22 protein-coding genes are annotated in these 20,709 nt (G+C 63.7%); 9 read left to right on the forward strand and 13 right to left on the reverse strand.

Annotation, left to right across the window (positions count from 1 at the left end; genetic code table 11):
• Positions 1-48 precede the first annotated feature (48 nt).
• Both M2361_RS28175 and M2361_RS28180 read right to left on the reverse strand, forming a co-directional pair.
• Positions 49-693 (reverse strand): LysE family translocator, encoded by a 645-nt coding sequence (locus M2361_RS28175; protein WP_100853151.1) that lies wholly within the window; start codon positions 691-693, stop codon positions 49-51.
• Positions 690-1,610, reverse strand: coding sequence for a DMT family transporter (locus M2361_RS28180; protein ID WP_259253035.1), 921 nt, complete (start codon positions 1,608-1,610; stop codon positions 690-692). Before M2361_RS28180 ends, M2361_RS28175 begins: the two co-directional genes overlap by 4 nt.
• A gap of 179 nt (positions 1,611-1,789) precedes the next feature.
• On the opposite strand from M2361_RS28180, the gene M2361_RS28185 reads away from it, so the two are divergent.
• The 4 genes from M2361_RS28185 (at position 1,790) to fusA (ending at position 6,567) form a co-directional block, all read left to right on the forward strand.
• Positions 1,790-3,205 carry a PLP-dependent aminotransferase family protein gene (locus tag M2361_RS28185; protein ID WP_100853149.1) on the forward strand — a complete coding sequence of 472 codons (1,416 nt, stop codon included), beginning with the start codon at positions 1,790-1,792 and terminating at the stop codon, positions 3,203-3,205.
• A gap of 29 nt (positions 3,206-3,234) precedes the next feature.
• Positions 3,235-3,579 (forward strand): TIGR01244 family sulfur transferase, encoded by a 345-nt coding sequence (locus M2361_RS28190; RefSeq protein WP_100853148.1) that lies wholly within the window; start codon positions 3,235-3,237, stop codon positions 3,577-3,579.
• A gap of 88 nt (positions 3,580-3,667) precedes the next feature.
• On the forward strand, positions 3,668-4,132 hold the full coding sequence (locus tag M2361_RS28195; protein WP_050449174.1) for a universal stress protein: 465 nt from the start codon (positions 3,668-3,670) through the stop codon (positions 4,130-4,132).
• 323 nt (positions 4,133-4,455) lie between these two features.
• Positions 4,456-6,567 carry an elongation factor G gene (gene fusA / locus M2361_RS28200; protein WP_259253036.1) on the forward strand — a complete coding sequence of 704 codons (2,112 nt, stop codon included), beginning with the start codon at positions 4,456-4,458 and terminating at the stop codon, positions 6,565-6,567.
• 42 nt (positions 6,568-6,609) lie between these two features.
• On the opposite strand, the gene M2361_RS28205 is transcribed toward fusA, so the two are convergent.
• On the reverse strand, positions 6,610-7,419 hold the full coding sequence (locus M2361_RS28205; RefSeq protein ID WP_259253037.1) for an alpha/beta fold hydrolase: 810 nt from the start codon (positions 7,417-7,419) through the stop codon (positions 6,610-6,612).
• Positions 7,420-7,576: 157 nt separating this feature from the next.
• Here M2361_RS28205 and M2361_RS28210 point away from each other — a divergent pair, with 157 nt between their 5' ends.
• The gene (locus M2361_RS28210; RefSeq protein ID WP_259253038.1) at positions 7,577-8,074 is read left to right on the forward strand and encodes a YbaK/EbsC family protein; all 498 of its coding nucleotides are present in this window, start codon (positions 7,577-7,579) and stop codon (positions 8,072-8,074) included.
• A 52-nt stretch (positions 8,075-8,126) separates the two neighbouring features.
• On the opposite strand, the gene M2361_RS28215 is transcribed toward M2361_RS28210, so the two are convergent.
• The 10 genes from M2361_RS28215 to M2361_RS28260 all read right to left on the reverse strand — a co-directional run bounded on the left by M2361_RS28215 (position 8,127) and on the right by M2361_RS28260 (position 17,172).
• Positions 8,127-8,924, reverse strand: a complete 798-nt coding sequence (locus tag M2361_RS28215; RefSeq protein ID WP_259253039.1) for an ABC transporter ATP-binding protein — start codon at positions 8,922-8,924, stop codon at positions 8,127-8,129.
• Positions 8,921-9,964 (reverse strand): iron ABC transporter permease, encoded by a 1,044-nt coding sequence (locus tag M2361_RS28220; RefSeq protein WP_259253040.1) that lies wholly within the window; start codon positions 9,962-9,964, stop codon positions 8,921-8,923. Before M2361_RS28220 ends, M2361_RS28215 begins: the two co-directional genes overlap by 4 nt.
• Positions 9,964-10,650, reverse strand: coding sequence for a tol-pal system protein YbgF (ybgF, locus tag M2361_RS28225; RefSeq protein ID WP_259253041.1), 687 nt, complete (start codon positions 10,648-10,650; stop codon positions 9,964-9,966). Before ybgF ends, M2361_RS28220 begins: the two co-directional genes overlap by 1 nt.
• 85 nt (positions 10,651-10,735) lie before the next feature.
• On the reverse strand, positions 10,736-11,236 hold the full coding sequence (gene pal / locus M2361_RS28230; RefSeq protein ID WP_050449181.1) for a peptidoglycan-associated lipoprotein Pal: 501 nt from the start codon (positions 11,234-11,236) through the stop codon (positions 10,736-10,738).
• 31 nt (positions 11,237-11,267) lie between these two features.
• Positions 11,268-12,518: a Tol-Pal system beta propeller repeat protein TolB gene (gene tolB / locus M2361_RS28235; RefSeq protein WP_404976464.1), complete on the reverse strand. Its 1,251-nt coding sequence runs from the start codon at positions 12,516-12,518 to the stop codon at positions 11,268-11,270.
• Between the two features lie 85 nt (positions 12,519-12,603).
• Positions 12,604-13,776, reverse strand: coding sequence for a cell envelope integrity protein TolA (tolA, locus tag M2361_RS28240; RefSeq protein ID WP_259253044.1), 1,173 nt, complete (start codon positions 13,774-13,776; stop codon positions 12,604-12,606).
• A gap of 39 nt (positions 13,777-13,815) precedes the next feature.
• Positions 13,816-14,277, reverse strand: a complete 462-nt coding sequence (locus tag M2361_RS28245) for an ExbD/TolR family protein (protein WP_100853140.1) — start codon at positions 14,275-14,277, stop codon at positions 13,816-13,818.
• Positions 14,277-14,957 (reverse strand): protein TolQ, encoded by a 681-nt coding sequence (gene tolQ, locus M2361_RS28250; protein ID WP_046807611.1) that lies wholly within the window; start codon positions 14,955-14,957, stop codon positions 14,277-14,279. Before tolQ ends, M2361_RS28245 begins: the two co-directional genes overlap by 1 nt.
• Before the next feature lie 2 nt (positions 14,958-14,959).
• Positions 14,960-15,382 (reverse strand): tol-pal system-associated acyl-CoA thioesterase, encoded by a 423-nt coding sequence (ybgC, locus tag M2361_RS28255; RefSeq protein WP_100853139.1) that lies wholly within the window; start codon positions 15,380-15,382, stop codon positions 14,960-14,962.
• A gap of 59 nt (positions 15,383-15,441) precedes the next feature.
• A complete protein-coding gene (locus tag M2361_RS28260; protein WP_259253054.1) occupies positions 15,442-17,172 on the reverse strand; it encodes a proline--tRNA ligase in 1,731 nt (576 codons plus the stop codon).
• A 65-nt stretch (positions 17,173-17,237) separates the two neighbouring features.
• On the opposite strand from M2361_RS28260, the gene M2361_RS28265 reads away from it, so the two are divergent.
• From M2361_RS28265 to M2361_RS28280, 4 genes are all read left to right on the forward strand, one after another.
• Positions 17,238-17,810 carry an RNA pyrophosphohydrolase gene (locus M2361_RS28265; RefSeq protein ID WP_006217428.1) on the forward strand — a complete coding sequence of 191 codons (573 nt, stop codon included), beginning with the start codon at positions 17,238-17,240 and terminating at the stop codon, positions 17,808-17,810.
• Complete coding sequence (locus tag M2361_RS28270; RefSeq protein WP_100853137.1) at positions 17,791-18,480, forward strand: response regulator; 690 nt, start codon at positions 17,791-17,793, stop codon at positions 18,478-18,480. Before M2361_RS28265 ends, M2361_RS28270 begins: the two co-directional genes overlap by 20 nt.
• Entirely contained in the window at positions 18,477-20,009 is a 1,533-nt protein-coding gene (locus M2361_RS28275) for a sensor histidine kinase (RefSeq protein ID WP_259253056.1), read from the forward strand. The genes M2361_RS28270 and M2361_RS28275 overlap by 4 nt, the downstream gene beginning before the upstream one ends.
• 265 nt (positions 20,010-20,274) lie before the next feature.
• Entirely contained in the window at positions 20,275-20,703 is a 429-nt protein-coding gene (locus tag M2361_RS28280) for a tripartite tricarboxylate transporter TctB family protein (RefSeq protein ID WP_259253097.1), read from the forward strand.
• Positions 20,704-20,709: the final 6 nt, after the last annotated feature.

Raw genomic sequence — 20,709 nt, forward strand, 5'->3', positions numbered from 1 at the left:
GATGCGCCGGGGCCGTCAACACCCCGTGCCCGCCAGCTGGCCTTGGCTTCAGCGCAGCAGGTCCAGCGCCACGGGATACAGGGATGCCACCAGCAGCAGCGCCATGCCCACGTTGAACGCGCGAATCGCCCAGGGCTTGTGCAGTACGCGGCGCAGGGCGGTGCCGAATGTGACCCACACGCCGATGCTGGGCAGGTTGACCACGCCGCACACCACGGTGGCGATGACCAGATTGGCGAAGAAGCCGTTTTGCGGCGTATAGGTGGCCACCACGCCCACCGCCATGACCCAGGCCTTCGGGTTGACCCACTGGAACGCCGCCGCTTGCAGGAAAGTGAACGGCTTGCCGCGCGCCTCGCCATCTTCCATGTCGCCGGAGTTGGCAATCTTCCAGGCCAGGTAAAGCAGGTAGGCCGCGCCGGCGTACTTCAGCGCGGTGTAAAGCTCGGGCACCTGCTGGAACGCCGAACCCAGTCCGATGCCCACCAGGAAGATCATCAAGGTGAATCCCAGGTTCACCCCCAGCAGGTGGGGCAGGCTGCGGCGAAAGCCAAAGTTCAAGCCGGACGACGCCAACATGACGTTATTGGGTCCCGGCGTAATCGAGCTCACCAGCGCAAACAGGGCCAGCGGCCCCAACAGCGACATGGAAGCCAGGGGCACGTCGGCCCAGTTGGTCGGGAACAGATTCATTTTTGGGTCCTTACGATGGCGCGGCGTCCGCCGGCAATAACGGCGATCACGGCAGCGGCGAAGACGAATGTCGACGCCTCCACGGTTTCGCCAAACAACAATGCGGCCGCGACGACGGTCAGGAAGGGCTGCAGCAACTGCACTTGGCCTACCCGGGCAATGCCGCCCACGGCCAGGCCGCGATACCAAGCGAAGAATCCAAGAAACATAGATCCGATCGCAAGATACGCGCAAGCTGACACCACGGCGGCGCTTGGCCAGGTGGCTTGCGCCGCCATCCAGCCAACCGGCGCGGCGACGACGGGCGCGCTGATCGCCAGCGCCCAACAAATGGTGCGCGAGCCGCCCAGCGTGCGCGCGGCGCGTCCACCTTCCGCATAGCCCATGCCGCCCAGCACAACCGCCACGAGCAACCACAGGTAGCCCGTGCTCAAGGTGCCGTCGCCCTGGCGCAGCGCATAAACCGTCACCAGCGCCGCGCCGACGATCGCCCAGCTCCAAAAGGAGGCGGAAGGTCGTTCGCCGCTGCGTAATGCGGCAAAGGCAGCGGTCGACAGCGGCAGCAGCCCGTTGAACACCGCGCCGTGCGCGGCGGGCACCGTCTGCATTGCCATGGACGACGCCAGGGGCCAGCCCACCACGATGCCCAAGGCGGCAAGAATGACGCCGGGCCATTCCTGCTGGTTCGGTCGCCGGCTGCGCGTCACCCAAAGCAGGGCGACGGCCGGTACCGCCGCCACCAGCGCTCGTCCCAGCCCGACCAATAGCGGAGCCAGTTCGGCCACGGCCAAGCGGGTCATGGGCAGCGTCAGGGAAAAGACCAGGACACCCAGGAAGCCGTATCCATAGCCTTCCCAGACAGAGGAGGGCGCGGCGGGCATCGCCGGGGCCGGGGGATAGAGCGTGGAGCGGGTCATGTGATTACCGGAAAACAGGGGAGGACGTCACCCATTGCGGGCAAGCCGTATTGCTGTCACTCTACGCATAGTTATCGGTACAGTACCGGTACACTTCGGCATATCACTTTAATCACTGGCCTGGTCAAATTCCCATGACAGTTGCTCCTCCCCCCGCTTCCTCCCTGCCTTGGCTGCCCGTGCGCCAGGCCGATGCCTCGCTGGTGTCGCAATTGGCCGACGGCCTGGCGCGCCGCATCGACGAACAAGGTCTGCGTCCGGGAACGCGGCTGCCGTCCATTCGCAAAATGGCCGAGCAGTCCGGCGTCAGCCGGTTCACCGTGGTCGAGGCCTATGATCGCCTGGTCGCCCGGGGGCTGGTGCAGTCACGCCGTGGGGCCGGCTTCTTCGTCCGCGCGCGCAGCGGCCCCTTGGCGGCGGTGGCCACAGCCCCTGCCGCTTCGCTCGCGCCGCCCGCGCGCATCGATATTGCCTGGTTGCTGCGCAGCATGTTTCGCGAAACCACCGCACAGGGCATGCCGGGCGGCGCGGGCCTTTTGCCGGCCGACTGGCTCGATCCTGAAATGGTGGCCGGCGCGGTGCGCGCGGTGGGGCGGTCGGTGCGCGCCAACCTCGTCAGTTACGGTCACCCGCAGGGCTTTGCGCCGTTGCGGCAGCAGATTGCGGCCACCTTGCAGAACGACGGCGTGCCTGCGCACCCCGAACTGAATCTGCTGACCACGAACGGCGTCACGCACGGCCTGGACCTGATCGCCCGGTACCTGGTCAAACCCGGCGACACCGTATTGGTGGAAGACCCCGCCTGGTTCGTCATCTTCGGCCGCCTGGCGGCATTTGGCGCACGCCTGATCGGCGTGCCGCGCGGGCCCGATGGCCCGGATATCGCCCTGTTGGAGCAACTGGCCGCCGAGCACAAGCCCAAGCTGTTCATCATCAACAGCGCCGTCCACAACCCCACCGGCCACACGCTGTCCGCCGGCGTGGCCTACGACATTCTGCGCATCGCCGAACGCCACGACTTCATGGTCGTCGAGGACGACACCTATGGCGAACTGCATCCGGGCGGCGCCATGAAACTGGCCGTGCTTGACCGGCTGAACCGCGTCATCCTGGTCAGCGGCTATTCCAAGATGCTGGCCGCGAGCCTGCGCGTGGGTTACGTCGCGGCCAACCCCGACATTCTTCAAAAATTGGCCGACTTGAAAATGCTGGCCGGCCTGACTTCGCCCGAACTGGGCGAGCGCGTGATCCATCGCGTGCTGATGGAAGGGCAGTACCGGCGCCACATCGAGCGCGTGCGCGCAAGAGTGGACGACGCGCGTCAGCGCTGCCTGAAAGGCTTGCTGAAGCTGGGCCTGACAGTGCCCCACGAGCCCAATGCCGGGATGTTTGTCTGGGCTGACTGCGGACGCGATAGCGAGGTGCTGGCGCGCGAGGCCGCCGACCGGGGGATGTTGCTGGCGCCGGGCACGCTGTTTTCCCCGTCGCAGGCGCCGTCGACCATGCTGCGCTTTTCCGTCTCGATCGCCGATGACCGCGGGATCTGGACCCAATTGGAAAAACTCTTCGCGCAAAACGGCTCCTACAATCAATAATATGCAGCTATCTATTTGAAGGAACCGCCATGTCCGCACCGATCAAACCCCTGACTGAAAACTTCGCCGTCGCGCCGCAACTCGGCCCTGATGACATGGCTGAAGTGGCCGCCGCAGGCTACAAGAGCGTCATCATCAACCGCCCCGACTTCGAAGGCGGCCCGGACCAGCCCACCGCCGCCGACGTGTCCAAGGCCGCCGAAGCGGCCGGCCTGAAAATCGAATACCAACCCGTGGTGGGCAGCGCCATGACGGTGTCGGATGTGGTTCGCTTTGCCGAATTGCTGAAAACCCTGCCGGGTCCCGTGCTGGCCTATTGCCGCACCGGCACCCGTTGCACCAACCTGTACGCCGCAGCCCAGCAATTAGGTTGACGCACGTCAAGATCGCCGGGCTCACCTTGATGTGGGCCGGGCGGCTTTCCGGTAGCATAAAGATCCCTCTCAAACAGGAGCAGGCAAGATGTTCAAGAAGATCCTGATTCCCACCGACGGTTCGCCGTTGTCGGCCCAAGCCGCCAATGCGGGCATTTCCTTCGCACGTTCGGTCGGCGCGGAAGTCGTCGCGCTGTATGTTACCCAGCCGTTTGCGGCCACCATCGGGTTTGACGGCATGGCCGCCGCCTACGCCATCACCGACGAAGACTACGAGAAGGCATCGGCCGAGCAAGCCGACAAGTATCTGAAGCAGATCACCGACCGCGCCGATACCGCCGGGGTCAAATCCGAATCGCGCGCCGTGTCCAACTTCAACGTTGCGGACGGCATCGTGCAAGCCGCCTCCGACGTCGGCTGCGACCTGATCTTCATCGGCAGCCACGGCCGCAGCGGCCTGTCGCGCCTGCTGTTGGGCAGCGTCACCGCCAAGGTGCTGTCGCTGGCGACCACCGCCGTGCTGGTGTATCGCGTCAAAGAAGACAAGAAGTAAGGCGGGCGGCAAGGCCGGGCGTGCGCGCCTGGCCCATCGCTGCCGCCTCGCGTGCCGTGCACAGCCCCTCTTTCAAGAGGGGCTTTTTTGTGGGCGTTGCGCACGCGTTGCCGCCCGGCGGGGCGGCGGTAAAGCCGCGATGCCGGGTTTCCTTGTCGGCCGTAGTGGCAAAGCTTGAAACTTGGCGCGCGGCGCGTAATATTCACGCATCAGCGCGGGCGCGGTTACGCATCACCCCACACGAAACGCGGCATGGCGCCCGCCGCGGCAGCGCCCGGTCGGGCTTGCCGTACTGCCTAGTGGTTTACTGCAAGGAAGAGGCCATGACTCGCAAGACGCGCATCGAGCTTTACCGCAACATCGGCATCAGCGCCCATATCGACGCGGGCAAAACGACGACGACCGAGCGCATCCTCTTCTACACCGGTATCACCCACAAAATCGGCGAAGTCCATGACGGCGCCGCCGTGATGGACTGGATGGAACAAGAGCAGGAACGCGGCATCACCATCACGTCGGCCGCCACCACCGCCTTCTGGAAGGGCATGGCGGGCAATTACCCCGAGCACCGCATCAACATCATCGACACGCCGGGCCACGTTGACTTCACCATTGAAGTTGAACGGTCCATGCGCGTGCTGGATGGCGCCGTCATGGTCTATGACGCCGTGGGCGGCGTGCAGCCGCAGTCAGAAACCGTCTGGCGCCAGGCCAACAAGTACAAGGTGCCGCGCCTGGCGTTCGTGAACAAGATGGATCGCGTGGGCGCCGATTTCCTGCGCGTGCAGCGCCAGATCGCCGAACGCCTGAAAGGCGACGCCGTGCCGATCCAACTGCCCGTGGGCGCCGAAGACCACTTCGAAGGCGTGATCGACCTGGTCAAGATGAAGGCCATCATTTGGGACGACGCCAGCCAGGGCGTGAAATTCCAGTACGTGGATATTCCCGCAGCCATGCAGGACGAGGCCCGGAAGTGGCACGACAAGATGGTCGAAAAGGCCGCCGAAGCCAATGAAACCCTGCTTGAAAAATACCTGTCGGGCGAAACCCTGACGGAAGACGAGATCAAGCAGGGCCTGCGTGCGCGCACGATCGCCAACGAAATCGTGCCCATGCTTTGCGGCAGTGCCTTCAAGAACAAGGGCGTGCAAGCCATGCTGGACGCTGTCATCGACTACATGCCGTCGCCGTTGGACGTGCCTGCCATCAAGGGCCACGACGAGCGCGACGGCGAGATTGAACGCCATTCCGCCGACAACGAACCGTTCTCGGCCTTGGCCTTCAAGATCATGACGGACCCCTTCGTCGGTCAACTGGTGTTCTTCCGCGTGTATTCAGGCGTGGTGAAATCCGGCGACTCTGTCTACAACCCCATCAAGGGCAAGAAGGAACGGCTGGGCCGCATCCTGCAGATGCACGCCAACGAACGGCGCGAAATCACCGAGGTGTACGCGGGCGATATTGCCGCGGCCGTGGGGATCAAGGATGTCACCACCGGCGACACCCTTTCAGACCCCGCCCACATCATCATCCTGGAACGCATGGTCTTCCCCGAGCCGGTCATTTCCCAGGCGGTGGAGCCCAAGACCAAGGCCGACCAGGAAAAGATGGGCATCGCCTTGAACCGGCTGGCGCAGGAAGACCCGTCGTTCCGCGTGCGCACCGACGAGGAATCCGGCCAGACCATTATTTCGGGCATGGGTGAGCTGCATCTGGAAATTCTGGTCGACCGCATGAAGCGCGAGTTCAACGTCGAGGCCACCGTCGGCAAGCCGCAGGTGGCGTACCGCGAAACCATTCGCAAGGTCTGCAACGAAGTCGAAGGCAAGTTCGTCAAGCAGTCGGGCGGACGCGGCCAGTACGGCCATGTGGTGTTGAAGCTTGAGCCGCAAGAACCCGGCAAGGGCTACGAGTTTGTCGACGCCATCAAGGGCGGCGTGGTGCCGCGCGAGTTCATTCCGGCGGTCGACAAGGGCATACGCGAATCCCTGAACGCTGGTGTACTGGCGGGCTACCCGGTGGTCGATGTGAAGGCGACGCTGTTCTTCGGCTCGTACCACGACGTGGACTCCAACGAAAACGCCTTCAAGATGGCGGGCTCGATGGCTTTCAAGGAAGGCATGCGTCGCGCGGATCCGGTCTTGCTTGAACCGATGATGCAGGTCGAGGTGGAAACGCCTGAAGACTTCACGGGCAACGTGATGGGCGACCTGTCTTCGCGGCGCGGCATGGTGCAGGGCATGGAAGACATTGCGGGCGGCGGCGGCAAGGTCGTGCGCGCCGAAGTGCCGCTGGCCGAGATGTTCGGCTATTCGACGTCATTGCGCTCGCTGACGCAGGGCCGCGCTACCTACACGATGGAGTTCAAGCACTACGCCGAAGCGCCGCGCCAGGTGGCGCAGGAAATCATCGCGGCCCAAGGCTCGGGGCGCTGAGCACGTACGCAACGCAACGCGATGCAATGCCGTGCATGAGCCTTAGCCGCCGATGAATTCCTGGATGGCGCCATTGAAGGCGCGCGGGTTGCCCAGGTTCATGCCATGGGACGAACCCACGACGGTCACGCGCTGGGCGTGCGGCAGCCATTCAGACAAGGCGTCCAGCACGGCGGGGTAGGGGGCGGGGCTCAGTGCCCCGCCGATCAACAGCGTGGGCAGCTTCAGCGTGCGGATCTGTTGCGGGGTCAGCGCTTCCGGGTGCTCGTCGGCTTGGCCGAAGAGCGTGCCCACGTTGTCGCGCACCATTTCCTTGAACCAGGGCACCATGCGTTGCCAGGTGTCCGGCCCCGTGACGGTGTCGACGAACAGCGCCAGGCCTTGCTCGACCTCGCCCTGGCGGATCAGCGCCAAGGCCCGCTGGCGAAATCCCCCGCGCGCGTCGCCGCCGCCAGGCAGCGGCAGGCCCGGGTCAGCCAAGGTCAGGCTGCGCACGGCATCAGGCTGGCTCAGCGCCGCTTCCAGCACGACGCGGCCGCCACGGGAATGGCCCACCAGATGGGCGGGGCCACCGGCCACGGTATCGATGAACTCCAACACGTCGGCGGCGTGCTGCTCAATGGAAAACCCATCGCCTTCGCCGTCCCAGGTTTCGGGCCAATACCGGCGCAGGCACACGGCCAGCACGCGGAATGATTTTCCCAGCGGCGCCATCTGCGACTTCCAGTAGCGGCAGTCGGACAGCGACCCGTGCACCAGCACCAGCGGCACGCCGCTGCCGTATTCGGTGTAAGACATGGCGTAGCCGCCAATCAGGGCGGTTTGCAGGGGTAGGACGGGTTCGGAACGCATGGGAGAAGAAAGCGGAAAGGCCAGGTCCGCATTCTAGCCCGGCACTGACGGCGGCCCATCCGCCCAGTTGCTTCGGGCAGCGCTGATAAACTCATCGTCGGCTTTCCGAACGCAGCGTCTGCATCGCTGCCGTCTTGTCTTCATGGAGTCTGTCACGATGTCCCCTGAGTCCCTTGCCCTGTTGCCCGAATCCGCCCAACGCGTCGCCCGCCTGTTGTTGGAAATTGGGCATGACAAGCCGGTCGTGATCCTGCCGCAAACCGGCAAGACCTCGGCGGAGGCGGCGGCGGGCTTGGGCTGCGAGGTGGCGCAGATTGCCAAGTCGATCATTTTTCGGCGCGCCTCGGATGACGCGCCGGTGTTGGTCATCGCCAGCGGCGCCAATCGCGTGGACGAGGCCAAGGTGGCGGAGCAGGTGGGGGCGCTTGCCAAGGCCGACGCCAAATTCGTGCGCGACATGACGGGCTACGCCATCGGCGGCGTCTGCCCGATCGGCCACGCCGTCAAACCGGTGATGCTGCTGGACGCGGATCTCTTCAATTACGATAGCCTGTGGGCCGCCGCTGGCCACCCGCACGCGGTGTTCAACCTGACGCCGAAGCAGCTAGCCGACATGACCGGCGCGCCCGTGGTGGACGTGGCCCAACGCGGCTGACTCCGCGCATTGGTCACGCACATTGGCTACGTGCACGGGGCAAGCGCCGAGATCAGCGCGGGTGCTCGTCCAGCCCGTCGATCAGCACTTGCCGCAGTCCGCGTGAACATGCTTCCACGCGGCCCTGCACGCCATACACCGTGGCCAGTGAATCCGGCGTGATCACCTCGGCCGGCGTGCCTTGCGCGTGCAGCCGACCGTGTTGAATCATCACCGCCCGGTCGGCGTGTTGCAGCGCCACGTTCAGGTCATGCAACACGATGACGCTGATCAGCCCATGTTCCCGCGTTTCCTGTTTCAGCAGGCGCATCACGTGGAACTGATAGTTCAAGTCCAGCGCGGACAAGGGCTCGTCCAGCAGCAGCACACGGGGTTGGCGGATCAAGGCTTGCGCCAATCCCACCAATTGCTTTTGCCCGCCGGAAAGCGCATCCAGGTAATGCAGCGCAAGGTGCGCAATGCCCAGCCGCTCCAGCAGGCGGTCGATGTCCGTCAATGCCAGCGGAGGCGCCTGCGCGTGCCGGCTGGCGTTGGCAGCAACCAGCACGGATTCAAACACCCGCAAATGCACGGCGGCGGGCAGGCTCTGCGGCAGGTAGACCAGATGCCGGGCGCGTTCTCCCACACCTAATCGGCTTAGGTCCTGGCCGTCCAGCAAGACACTGCCACTGCGGGTGCGGACCAAGCCCGCCAAGGCTTTCAGCAAGGTCGATTTACCACTGCCGTTCGGCCCAAGCAGGGCGGTGACTTCGCCCGCGGCCAGCGACGGTATCGACAGCGCATGCAGCACATCGTCGCGGGCATAGCCCGCACTCAGTTGATGCACGTTCAAGGCCATGCCGCGCGTCATGGCAGTTGGCGGCGCAAGATCACCGCGATAAAAAATGGAATACCGACCAGCGCCGTGACGATGCCCACGGGCACGACTACGCCGGGCACCAGGTTCTTGGATACGACCGACGCCAGCGACAAAATCAGGCCGCCCACCAACGCGCTGCCGGGTAGATAAAAGCGATGGTCTTCGCCGAATAGCCGTCGGGCGATATGCGGCGCCACCAGGCCGATGAAGCCGATCGTGCCGACAAACGCCACGGCCAACGCCGACAACAGGCTCACGCGCGCCAGCGCCGCCACGCGCACGCGGCGGACGTCAACGCCAAAACTGGCCGCGCGGTCCTCGCCCAGCCGTAGGGCGGTCAGCTTCCATGACTGGCGCATCGCCAGGGGCAGGCCAATGGCCACGGACAGGGCCACCACCCCGGCGCTTGTCCAATCCGAGCGGGACAGGCTGCCCATGGTCCAGAAGACCAGGCTTTGCAGGGCCTCGGCGCTGGCCAGAAACTGCACCAGCGACACCAGGGAATTGAACGAGAACACCATCGCGATGCCGAACAGCACGACGCCCGAGGTGTTCATGCCGCGCCAACGCGCAACCACGTCCAGCAATAGCGCTGCCAGCATGGCGAACAGGAAAGCGTTGCCCGCGATCAGCCAGGCGTCGGGAATGCCCGGCACGCCCAACTGCAAAACAATAGCCAGCGACGCGCCGAACGCGGCGGCTGATGACACGCCTAGCGTGAAGGGGCTGGCGAGCGGGTTGTTCAGGATGGTCTGCATCTCGGCGCCGGCCAGCCCAAGGGCCATGCCCACCAGTGCCGCCATCAACGCGGACGGCAGCCGGATGTCCCAGACGATTACACGGTAAGTCGCGTCGGCGGAGGCAGGCGTGGTCAAGGTGCGCCATAGATCCCGCCAGGGCAGGCCGGAAGGCCCGATGGTGAAGTCGATCAGCAGCGCCATGAAAATCGCCGCCAGCAGCAGGGCGATAAGCCCTGCGCGGCGGCGCACGATGCGCCGGTAGGCGCTGACCGCGCTTGCGGCGTGTGACATTACTGCAGCAATTGCAGGCGGCTCTTGGCGGTGCTGGCGGCCTGGGCGTTCGGATAGTCGCGAACGATGCGTTGCAAGGTGGCCTTGGCGCCTGCGCGGTTGTTCAGTTCGATCTGGCCGCCCGCGATGATCAACAAGGCGTCCGGCGCGCGTGCGTTGTCGGGCGACTTCTGGACCATGGCGGTCAATTGCTCGATGGCGCCCTTGAAGTCTTTCATGCCGTAGCGGCTGCTGCCCAGATAGAACTGAGCGCTGGGGGCCAGCTGGCTGTTGGGGTAGAGCGCGGTAAAGGCAGCCAGCGACTCGGCGGCGTCCTTGTACTGGCCCTTGCGGAACAGGTCCATCGCGCCGTCATAGGCGGACTGTTCTTGCGGGTCGCCAGCGGCGGCGCCCGGCGGGTTCGTGCCGCTGGGAGCGCCCGGCTTGGCGCTGGGCTGCTGGCGGGATACCAGTTCCAGTTGGTCGCGCAGTTGGGCAACTTCCTGTTGCAAGGCTTGAATCTGGTCGGCCAATTGAAGCTTGGCGCGTTGGCTTTGCTCGTTCTGCTGCTGAACCTGCTGGCGCAAATCCAGGATGGCCTTGCGGGCCTCATCGTCGGAAAAAGCGTGAGCGGGTGCCGCCAGAGCCGCAAGCACGAGGCCGGTGGCCACAATCAGAGGACGCAGGGACAGAACGTTATCGCGCATAAATATTCCCGGTATAAAAACAAACGTCGGGACGGCCGGCTGACCGTCCCGACGCGTGGTAGGGCTCTTGGACTAAGCGAAAAGCTTAACGCAGATATTCGATATCGGCGCGACGGTTTTCAGCAAAGTCGGCTTCCGACGTACCCGTCGACTTCGGCTTTTCTTTGCCGAAGCTGATGGTTTCGATCTGGTTGTCGCTGACGCCCAGCAGGGTCATCATGCGACGCACGGCGTCTGCACGACGCTGGCCCAGGGCCAGGTTGTACTCAGCACCGCCGCGTTCGTCGGTGTTGCCTTCGATCTTGACCTTCTGCTGCTGGTGCGAGGCCAGGTAGCGGGCGTGGGTTTCGACCAAGCCGCGGTACTGGTCCGACACGGTGTAGCTGTCGAAATCAAAGTACACCGAGCGCTGTTGCGCCAGGATGCTTTGGGGGTTAAAGGGATCAAGGATTTGGCCAGAGGCCGAAGATCCTTGGCCAGCGCCTCCGCCCTGACCCGCTTTATCGTCGAGAGGGACGGAGCTGCAAGCTGCCAGAGTGGCAGCCAGAGCGGCAATGGTCAGGCTTTTGGCAATGCGCGACTTCATGATAGTTCCTTTGCAAAGAGAGTCACACGTGTTATCGGGTAAATGGGCCCCAAGTCGGTTCACGTATTTCCCCGTTCAGTACCGAAAGCGTCTGTCGTACGCGGCCATCGCTCGAGACACCCGCAAGCACGCTACGACCATTTTGAATGGCGGCGTATAGGACTTGCATGCCATTTGGCGCGAAGCTTGGCGACTGATCGTCACGACCATCAGTGATCAAGGATTCGGAGCCTGTGGACAGGTTCAACGATGCGATTCGAAACGCGCCGTCGCGTCTTGCAACGTACAGCAGCGTCGATCCATCGGGGGAAATTCGGGGTGATATGTTGTAACCACCATTAAACGTGAGGCGGCGAGCTTCGCCACCTGTCGAGCCGGTCTGATAGATTTGCGGCCCGCCGCTGCGGTCACTCGTAAAGATAATGGAAGCCCCGTCCGGCGTAAAGGTCGGTTCGGTGTCAATCCCGGGAGAACGCGTAATTCGCGTGGGATTGGACCCGTCCGTCGCGCCAACGACGTAAATTTGCGACAGACCGTCTCGGGTCAAGGCCACGGCCAACTTGGAACCGTCGGGCGACCAGCCTGGTGCGCTGTTGTTACCCTTGAAGTTGGCAACCGGTACGCGCGCGCTGGTGGCCAGCGTATGCACATACACAACGGGCTTGCCGGACTCAAAGCTCACATACGCCAGCTTGGCGCCATCGGGCGACCAGGACGGCGAAATGATGGGCTCGCGCGAACGCAGGGCCACCTGCGGGTTCTGCCCGTCAGCGTCGGCCACTTGCAGTTCGTAGGTGGCGCCCTTCTTCAGCACATAGGCAATGCGGGTCGAGAACACGCCGCGAACGCCGGTGATCTTCTCGTAGATACGGTCGGCGATCTGGTGGGCCACGCGGCGCAGTTCCTGCTCGGTACCCGAGAACGCCACGCCGTCCAGTTGCCCCTTCTTGACCGTGTCGGCCAAGCGGTAGCGCACGTCGTAACGGCCATCGGCGCCACGGGTAATGCTGCCATAGGCCAGGAAGTCGGCGCCTTTGCCGCGCCAATCGTCGTGGGCGACGGGGGAGTCGACATTCAGGCCGGAGCCGGCGGCGTTGATCAGGCGGAACTGGCCCGTGCGGGTCAGGTCGGCGCGGATCACTTCAGCCAGGGCGCGGCCGTGCGTATCGTCGACGGCAAAGTCGGCGATCGCCACGGGATATTGCGTGGCGCCCGTGCCGGAAATATCAACGCGCAGTTGCGCATGGACGGGTTTGGCTGCCATCAGGCATAACGCGATCATCAGCAAACCGAGCCCATACGATCGCCAGAGAGCGAGGAGGGAACCTCTTCGGCTATAAGCGGGAGTCATATTCATCAATCTCCTGTCAATCATACATTTTGTGCACTACGTCAATGAACTTGTCGTAGCCGCCCGTCGAGGGCTTCGGGAAGGGGTTGCAACGGCGGATGCCCGTCTCGACCGCGCGGTCGAAAGCCGGATTCCCCGAAGATTGGGTCAAGTTCACGCCGTTAACTTTCCCGTCAGTTCCTAACTGTACCCGGTATTGTGCAGTCGGATTCGCGGAGCCGTTGCGCGGCGGAGGCTGGTAAGCGACACCGGGAAGAATGCATGCGCGGACCTTCGCGGCGTAGCCGTTGTCTCGGCCGCCGCCCGCTTGATTGCGGTCTGCCGTGCCGCCCGGAATGCCGGCGGCGCCCAGGGCGTCATTGCGGAACGCGTCCTTCAACGCCTTGTCCGCGGCCGCTTTCTTGGCGGCGGCGGCCTTCTCGGCAGCCGCCTTTTCAGCAGCGGCCTTTTCCGCGGCGGCTTTGGCTGCCGCAGCCTTGTCAGCCGCTGCTTTCTCGGCCGCGGCTTTTTCAGTCGCTGCCTTTTCGGCGGCAGCCTTCTTGGCTGCGTCGTCCTTGGCCTTCTTTTCCGCGGCGGCCTTGTCGGCAGCGGCCTTTTCAGCCGCAGCCTTTTCAGCCGCTGCCTTGTCGGCGGCGGCTTTTGCAGCAGCCGCCTTTTCAGCAGCAGCCTTCTCGGCAGCCTGGCGTTCCTGCTCCAGGCGCTTCTTTTCTTTCAGTTCGGCTTGCTTGCGCTCTTCTTCCAGGCGCGCCTTTTCCTTGGCCTCGGCGGCCTCACGCGCCTTTTCTTCCTGTTCGCGCTTCTTCTTCGCTTCCTGAATCGCGATTTCGGGGTCGACTTCCTCAGTCTTCGGCTGAGCCTCGGGTTCGGGCGGGGGAGGCGGAGGAGGGGGAGGCGGCGGTGGCGGTGGCGGCTCCGGCGCCTTTTCAGGCTCGGGCTGCGGCTCGGGTTTGGGTTGCGGCTTGGGTTGTTCGGGTTGCGGCGTGGGCGGCGGGGCGACGGGCGAATTGCCGTCGGCCCAGAGCTGGACCTCGACGGGGCCGGGGGCCTCCGTGCGCCAGTTCACGCCCAGGATCAAGGCGACCAGCAGCAGCAAATGCACCGCCACGGCCAGAATGAGCGCATTCCGGTTGTCGTTGTTAGGCGGGGTGGCCGGTGGGCCGCTGCGGTGTCTAATAATGGGTGGCGTCATGGGCGTTGCATGCCGGCCGAGCCGGCGGAAGGCGGCGCGTTAGCGTTTAGTCGCGGATGCGGGCTGGGAAGTGCCGGCGGCGGATTGGTCCACCAGCAAGCCCAGGCGGGTGATGCCGTTGGTGCGCAATTCGTCCATCACCTTCACGACCGTCTCGTAAGGCACCTTGCCATCCGCAGCGATCACCACCGGCGTTTCAGCGGTAATACGCGAACGCACTTGCGCCACGAGTTCGGGGCGCGCGATGTCCTGCATGGTGGCGCCGGGTTCGCGCAGACGCAGGGCGATCTTGCCATCTTCCGAAATCTGGACTTCCAGCGGCTTCACGGGCACGTCCGAGGCCGCGCCAACCGAAGGCAACTGAATCAGTCCGGGCGTGATCAGGGGAGCGGTCACCATGAAGATGACCAGCAGCACCAGCATCACGTCGATGTACGGCACCACGTTGATGTCGGCCTTCATGCGGCGGCCGGACCTGCCGCGTGAGCTTACCGAGGGCATTAGCGTACCTGCCGTTGCAGAATGTTCAGGAATTCGTCGACGAAGCTGTCGAAACGGATCGAGATGCGGTCGATATCATTCGTGAAGCGGTTATAGGCGACCACTGCGGGGATGGCGGCAAACAGGCCGATGGCGGTTGCGATCAACGCTTCCGCAATGCCGGGCGCCACCGAAGCCAGCGTGGCTTGCTGCATGTTCGACAGGCCGATGAAGGCGTGCATGATCCCCCAAACCGTACCCAACAGGCCGATGTACGGCGACACGGAACCGGCGGATGCCAGGAAGTTCAGGTGCGATTCCAGCGCGTCCATTTCGCGCTGGTAGGCAGCGCGCATGGCGCGGCGCGGGCCGTCCAGCAGGGCGGTGGCGTCGCCGGCGGAATTGCCGCGGCGCGCCTTCAGGAATTCAGTCATGCCGGCATCGAAGATGCGCGCCAGGGCGCCTTGCTCGTCGCGGCGCGAAGCCACGGCTTGTTGCAGCATGGACAGGTCGCCGCCGGACCAGAAGTCATCTTCAAAACGGCGGGTTTGGGTGTGCGCGCGCTTGATGGCCAAGCGCTTGGCGAAAATGTAGGTCCAGGACATGATCGAGATGCCCAACAGCATCAGCATGATCAGCTGGACCGGCACGCTGGCGTGCGAAATCAGCGAAAGCAACGACATGTCGTTGGTGACTTGCATGGTTATTCCTGAATGAATTCCAGTTTTGCGCGAACGTCGGCCGGCAACTCCGCCGGCCGCATATGAATGGCATCGACACAGCAGACTTGGATGTTGCCCTCGGCGAGCAGTTCCCCGTTGCGTTCCGCGCGCTGCGCGAAGTGTATCGAAGCGCGGCCGAGTTTGGTGATTCGGCTGCGTATGGTAAGCAAATCGTCCAGTTTGGCCGGTTTCCGGTAGGACATGTCCAAGGAGCGGACAACGAACAAGCGTTGTTCGCTGGCGGCCAGCCCGGACTGGTTGACTCCCAGGTCGCGCAACCACTCAGTGCGTGCGCGTTCCAGGAATTTCAAGTAGTTGGCGTAGAAAACGACCCCGCCCGCATCCGTGTCTTCGTAATAGACACGGACCTGCAGGAGGGATTCGCTGGACTTCGGATCGGTCACGGTACGGATAAGCAATGAAGCGGGTCGGGACGCGGTGAAGTCCGTATCTACTATAGGGTTTAAAGGGTGTCGAGTTTCGTCAGCACCATTTCAAGCGCGGACTCTACCGGAATCTTGGCGGCTTCGGTTTCCCGACGCGCTTGCAATTCCACCACACCATCGTTCAAGCCGCGTTCTCCAACTGTTACACGCAAGGGCGCGCCGATCAATTCCCACTCGGCGAACATCACGCCGGGGCGCGCATCGCGGTCGTCCAGAATGACATCCACGCCCCGCGCCAACAGCGATTCATAGAGCTTCATGGCGGTGTCACGCACCGTTTCACTTTTGCCCCAGCCCACCGGGCAGATCACCACTTCGAAAGGCGCGATCGCGCGCGGCCAGATGATGCCACGCGCGTCGTGGTTCTGCTCAATGGCCGCGCCCACGATTCGGGTCACGCCAATGCCGTAGCAGCCCATCTCCAGGACGGCCGGCTTGCCGGTTTCGTCCAGGAAGGTCGCCTTCAAGGCTTCGGAGTACTTCTTGCCCAGATAAAAGACGTGCCCCACTTCGATGCCGCGCTGGATGGACAGCGTGCCCTTGCCGTCCGGCGACGGGTCGCCCGCGACAACGTTGCGCAGATCGGCCACCAGCTCGGGTTCGGGCAAGTCGCGGCCCCAGTTCACACCCTGGATGTGGAAGTCTTCCTTGTTTGCGCCGCAAACGAAATCGGCCATGTGGGCGACGGTGCGGTCAGCAATCACGTGTACGGGCTTGACCGTCTTGACGGGGCCCAGGTAGCCGGGCTTGCAGCCGAAGTACTCAACGATCTCGCTTTCCGTGGCGAAGCGGAAGCCTGCCAGGCCGGGCAGCTTGCCTGCCTTGATTTCGTTCAGCTCGTGGTCGCCGCGCAAGAGCAGCAGCCAGATATCCACTTTGCCCTTGTCGCCGTCGGTGGCAAGCACGATGGACTTGATCGTCTTTTCCAGCGGCAGGCCCAGCAGCTTGGCCACGTCTTCGCACTTGGCCGCGCCAGGCGTGGCGACGTCGGCCATGGCTTGGGTGGCGTCCCCGCGGGTGGGGTACAGCGCCACGGCTTCGGCCAGCTCGATGTTGGCGGCATAGTCGGTTTCGGCGTTGTAGACGAGCAGGTCTTCACCGGTGTCGGCGATGACCTGGAATTCATGGCTGCGTGTGCCGCCAATGGAACCCGTGTCAGCCGCCACCGCGCGGAATTCCAGGCCCAGACGGCCAAAAATTCGCATGTACGCGGCGTACATGGTGTCGTAGCTCTTCAAGGCGGCGGCTTCGTCACGGTCGAAGGAATAGGCATCCTTCATGGTGAACTCGCGCCCACGCATCAGCCCGAAGCGCGGACGGCGTTCGTCGCGGAACTTGGTCTGGATGTGATAGAAATTCAGCGGCAGTTGGCGATAGCTGTGAATTTCATTGCGCGCGATGTCCGTGATGACCTCTTCGGACGTCGGCTGCAACACGAAGTCGCGCTGATGGCGGTCCTTGATGCGCAGCAGTTCGGCGCCGTACTGCTCCCAGCGGCCCGATTCCTGCCAAAGCTCGGCGGGTTGCACCACCGGCATCAGCAGCTCGATGGCGCCCGACGCATTCATTTCTTCCCGGACGATGGCCTCGACCTTGCGGATGATCTTCAGCCCAAGGGGCATGTAGGTGTAGATGCCGCCCGCGAGCTTGCGGATCATTCCGGCCCGGGTCATCAGCTGATGGCTGGCGACTTCGGCTTCGGAAGGGGCTTCTTTGAGGGTGTTGATGTGGTAGTTGGATGCGCGCATGTTTAAAGGTGGCAGCAGATACGTATAATCGACTGTAATTGTATTGAATTCGGTGGGGGTGGCCCATGCTTGACCGCGAAGGCTACCGCCCCAATGTCGGCATCATTCTCGTCAACAGTCGAAACGAGGTCTTTTGGGGCAAGCGTATCAGGGAACATGCATGGCAGTTCCCCCAGGGCGGCATCAAATATGGCGAAAGCCCGGTGCAGGCCATGTATCGCGAACTCCATGAAGAGGTGGGCTTGAAGCCCGAGCATGTCCGTATTTTGGGGCGTACACGAGATTGGTTACGTTATAACGTGCCCGATCACTTCGTCCGGCGTGAGTGGCGTGGCCACTATAAAGGACAAAAGCAGATTTGGTTCCTGTTGCGCCTGGTGGGACGCGACAGCGATGTTTGCCTGCGCGCGACGCAGCATCCGGAATTCGATGCGTGGCGCTGGAGCCAGTATTGGGTGCCCCTGGACGCGGTGATCGAGTTCAAGCGAGACGTCTACACCCAGGCGTTGAACGAGTTGTCGGCGATCCTCTTTCGGCGTCATCACGAAACCCGCTACCTGCGCCAGCGCGTGCATGGGCAGCGGGCAGCAGAGAATTTGCCCGAAGGAACGGACGGTCATGCGCATATTGTTGGTTGAAGACGAACGGGACATGGCGTCCTGGTTGATGCGCGCGCTCGCCCAAAGCGGATTTGTGCCGGATCACGCGGCCGACGCCCGCACGGCCGAGGCCTTCATGGCAGGCACGGAATATGACGCCATCGTCATGGACCTGCGCCTGCCCGACAAGCACGGGCTGGTGGTGCTGCGCGAAATGCGCAACCGTGACGACCGCACCCCCGTGCTCTTGCTGACCGCCCAGGGCGCGCTGCAAGACCGGGTGCGCGGCCTGAACCTGGGCGCGGATGATTTCCTCACCAAGCCCTTTGCGCTGGAAGAATTGGAAGCGCGGCTGACCGCCTTGGTGCGCCGCAGCCGCGGCCGCCAGCATCCGCGCCTGCAATGTGGCTCGCTTTCCTACGACAGTGAAAGTCGGGCGTTCACGCTGGACGGTTCCCTGCTGTTTCTAACCCCGCGCGAACACGCCGCGCTGGCGGCGTTGCTGACCCGCAGCGGTTACCCCGTCGACAAATCCCAACTATTTGGCAAGGTCTTCACGCACGATAGCGAAGCCAATCCCGACGCCATCGAAGTCGTGCTGCATCGCCTGCGCAAGAAGCTCGCCGGCAGCGATGTGCGCATCGTGACGGTGCGCGGCCTGGGTTACATGCTGGAAAGCGTGGCCAGCGAATCCACGGAAGCTGAGTGAGCCTGCGGATCCCCGGATTGCCGCGCGTCGGCATCCGCGCGCTGCTTATCATCCTGCTGCTGCCCGGCGTGGTGGTGCTGCTGGTCATCGACAGCCTGAACGACTACCGCACTCTGTCCGAGATCACCAACGAAGCCTATGACAGCGCGCTGGTGGAACCCGCCCGTGTGCTTGAAAGCAGCCTGGAGTTCACGCCCGACGGCAATCTGCAGGTGGCAACGCCGCTGTACGCGCAGGTCATGCTGGAATCCCGCGCCGGCCTGCGCAAGTACTTCCGCATCGAACAGATTGACCCGCCCATCCCGGACGAATCGACGGTACCTAAAGAGCAGGGCAAGACCCTTCTTGGCATGCCGGAGATGCCGCGCCCGCCCACTTGGCCGCGTTCGAATGGACAGCCTGTCTTTTACGACGGCGTCTACCGCAATGACCCGGTGCGGGTCGTGGCCGTGGTGCGCGATCTTTACTACCAAGGCCTGCATCGCCAGGTGCTGGTTGTGGTCGCCGAAAGCACGGGCAAACGGATCGAAGCCGAAAACAGCGCTCGGCGGCAAGAGATCCTGCGCGACACCCGCATGCTGGCATTGGTGGTGCTGCTGGTGTGGTGGGGCGTTTCCTGGGCGCTCAAGCCGTTGCGCCGCCTGCGCGCCGATATCCGCAACCGCCGTCCCGATGACCTGACGCCGCTGGACGCGTCGCGCGTACCCAGCGAGGTGGCGCCGCTGGTCGATGCCGTCAATCATCACATTGCCCGCTATCGACGGGTGCTGGATGAGCAGTCCCATTTTCTGGCCGACGCCTCGCATCAACTGCGCACGCCGCTGGCCATCATGCTGACGCAGGCGCAGTACGCGCTGCGCGAGCGCGACCCCGCCCGTACGCGCGAAGGCCTGCGAGCCATCGTCGACCAGTTGGGCCGTACCCGTCGCCTGACCGAACAACTGCTGTCCCTGGCGCACGCCAACCAGGCGGAGCCGCTGCCGCGACAGTTGCTCGACATGAACGCGGTGTCGCGTGAGGTCGTGCTGCAATACCTGCCCTTGGCTCATGAAAAGCAGCAAGACCTGGGCTGGGTGCAAGCGGGTTCCGAAGAGGGGCTGGAAACGTCCGCGCCGGTTTCGGGCAACGAAGCCGAACTGCACGAAGCCTTGTCCAACCTGGTTCACAACGCCATCAACTACGCGCCGGTCGGCGCGCGCATCACGGTGTCGGTCAGCCGACTGGAAAATCGCGCCGAGGTGTCTGTGTCGGATAACGGTCCGGGCCTGGATCCCGTGTTGCGCAGCAGGGCATTTGCGCGTTTCGAGCGCGTCGGCACGGACAAGCCCGTGGTGTCGTCGGGTTCCGGGCTGGGCCTGGCCATCGCCCGGGCCTACGCGCGCCGTAACGACGGCGATATCGAATTGCGTGACGGCGAACCCAATGCGCAAGGCGGCGTGGGCTTGGCGTCAGTGCTATGGCTACCCTTGGCGCCCACGGTCTCGCAGTATCCGCGTCCGGCGGATGTCGACCTGAACGGCGAGCAATAAGCCGTCTGGCTTTCAAATTTTTTTCTTCTCTTCCCCCTTTCTTAGAGCTCTTCCTGTCAGGGATAACCCCCAGATTCAGGAATGCGACAGCGCATAGAAAGCGGATTAGCAGCTTCCCTCCGTAATCTGCGCTCCGGTTCGTTGTGAAGGACCGGGCGAGGCTCGTGTCGAGCGGCGCATCAAGGGCCAGCACGGTCCTGCACCCGGAAGGAGGAAGCAAGTGCAAAAAAATATCAACAGGAAGGACTATTACGGCGGTGCGCTGATGGTCCTGATCGGGTTGGGGGCGATATACGGCGGCACCGACTATCACATCGGCACGTTGAGCCACATGGGGCCCGGCTTTTTTCCGGCCGCGCTTGGCGGCCTGCTTGCATTGACGGGTGTGCTGATCGCGATGTCCGCGCGGTCGGGTGAGTCCACGCCTCCCGCGCCGGGCGACGGCCATGCACACGGCTTGCCCGACCTGCGCGGCAGCGTCTGCATCATTCTTGGCATCCTGGCGTTTCTGCTGCTGGGCGAGTACGGCGGCCTGCTGCCGGCCACGTTTGCCATCGTCTTCATCTCGGCGTTGGGTGACCGCAAAAACACCATCAAACAAGCCATCTTGCTGTCGGTCGCGATGTCCGCGATCGCGGTCGTCGTGTTCTGGTGGGCGCTGCAATTGCAGTTGCCGCTGTTTCGTTGGGGTTGAAGCGCC

It is taken from the genome of Achromobacter sp. JUb104, from assembly GCF_024806975.1.
Taxonomy (GTDB): domain Bacteria; phylum Pseudomonadota; class Gammaproteobacteria; order Burkholderiales; family Burkholderiaceae_B; genus Achromobacter; species Achromobacter spanius.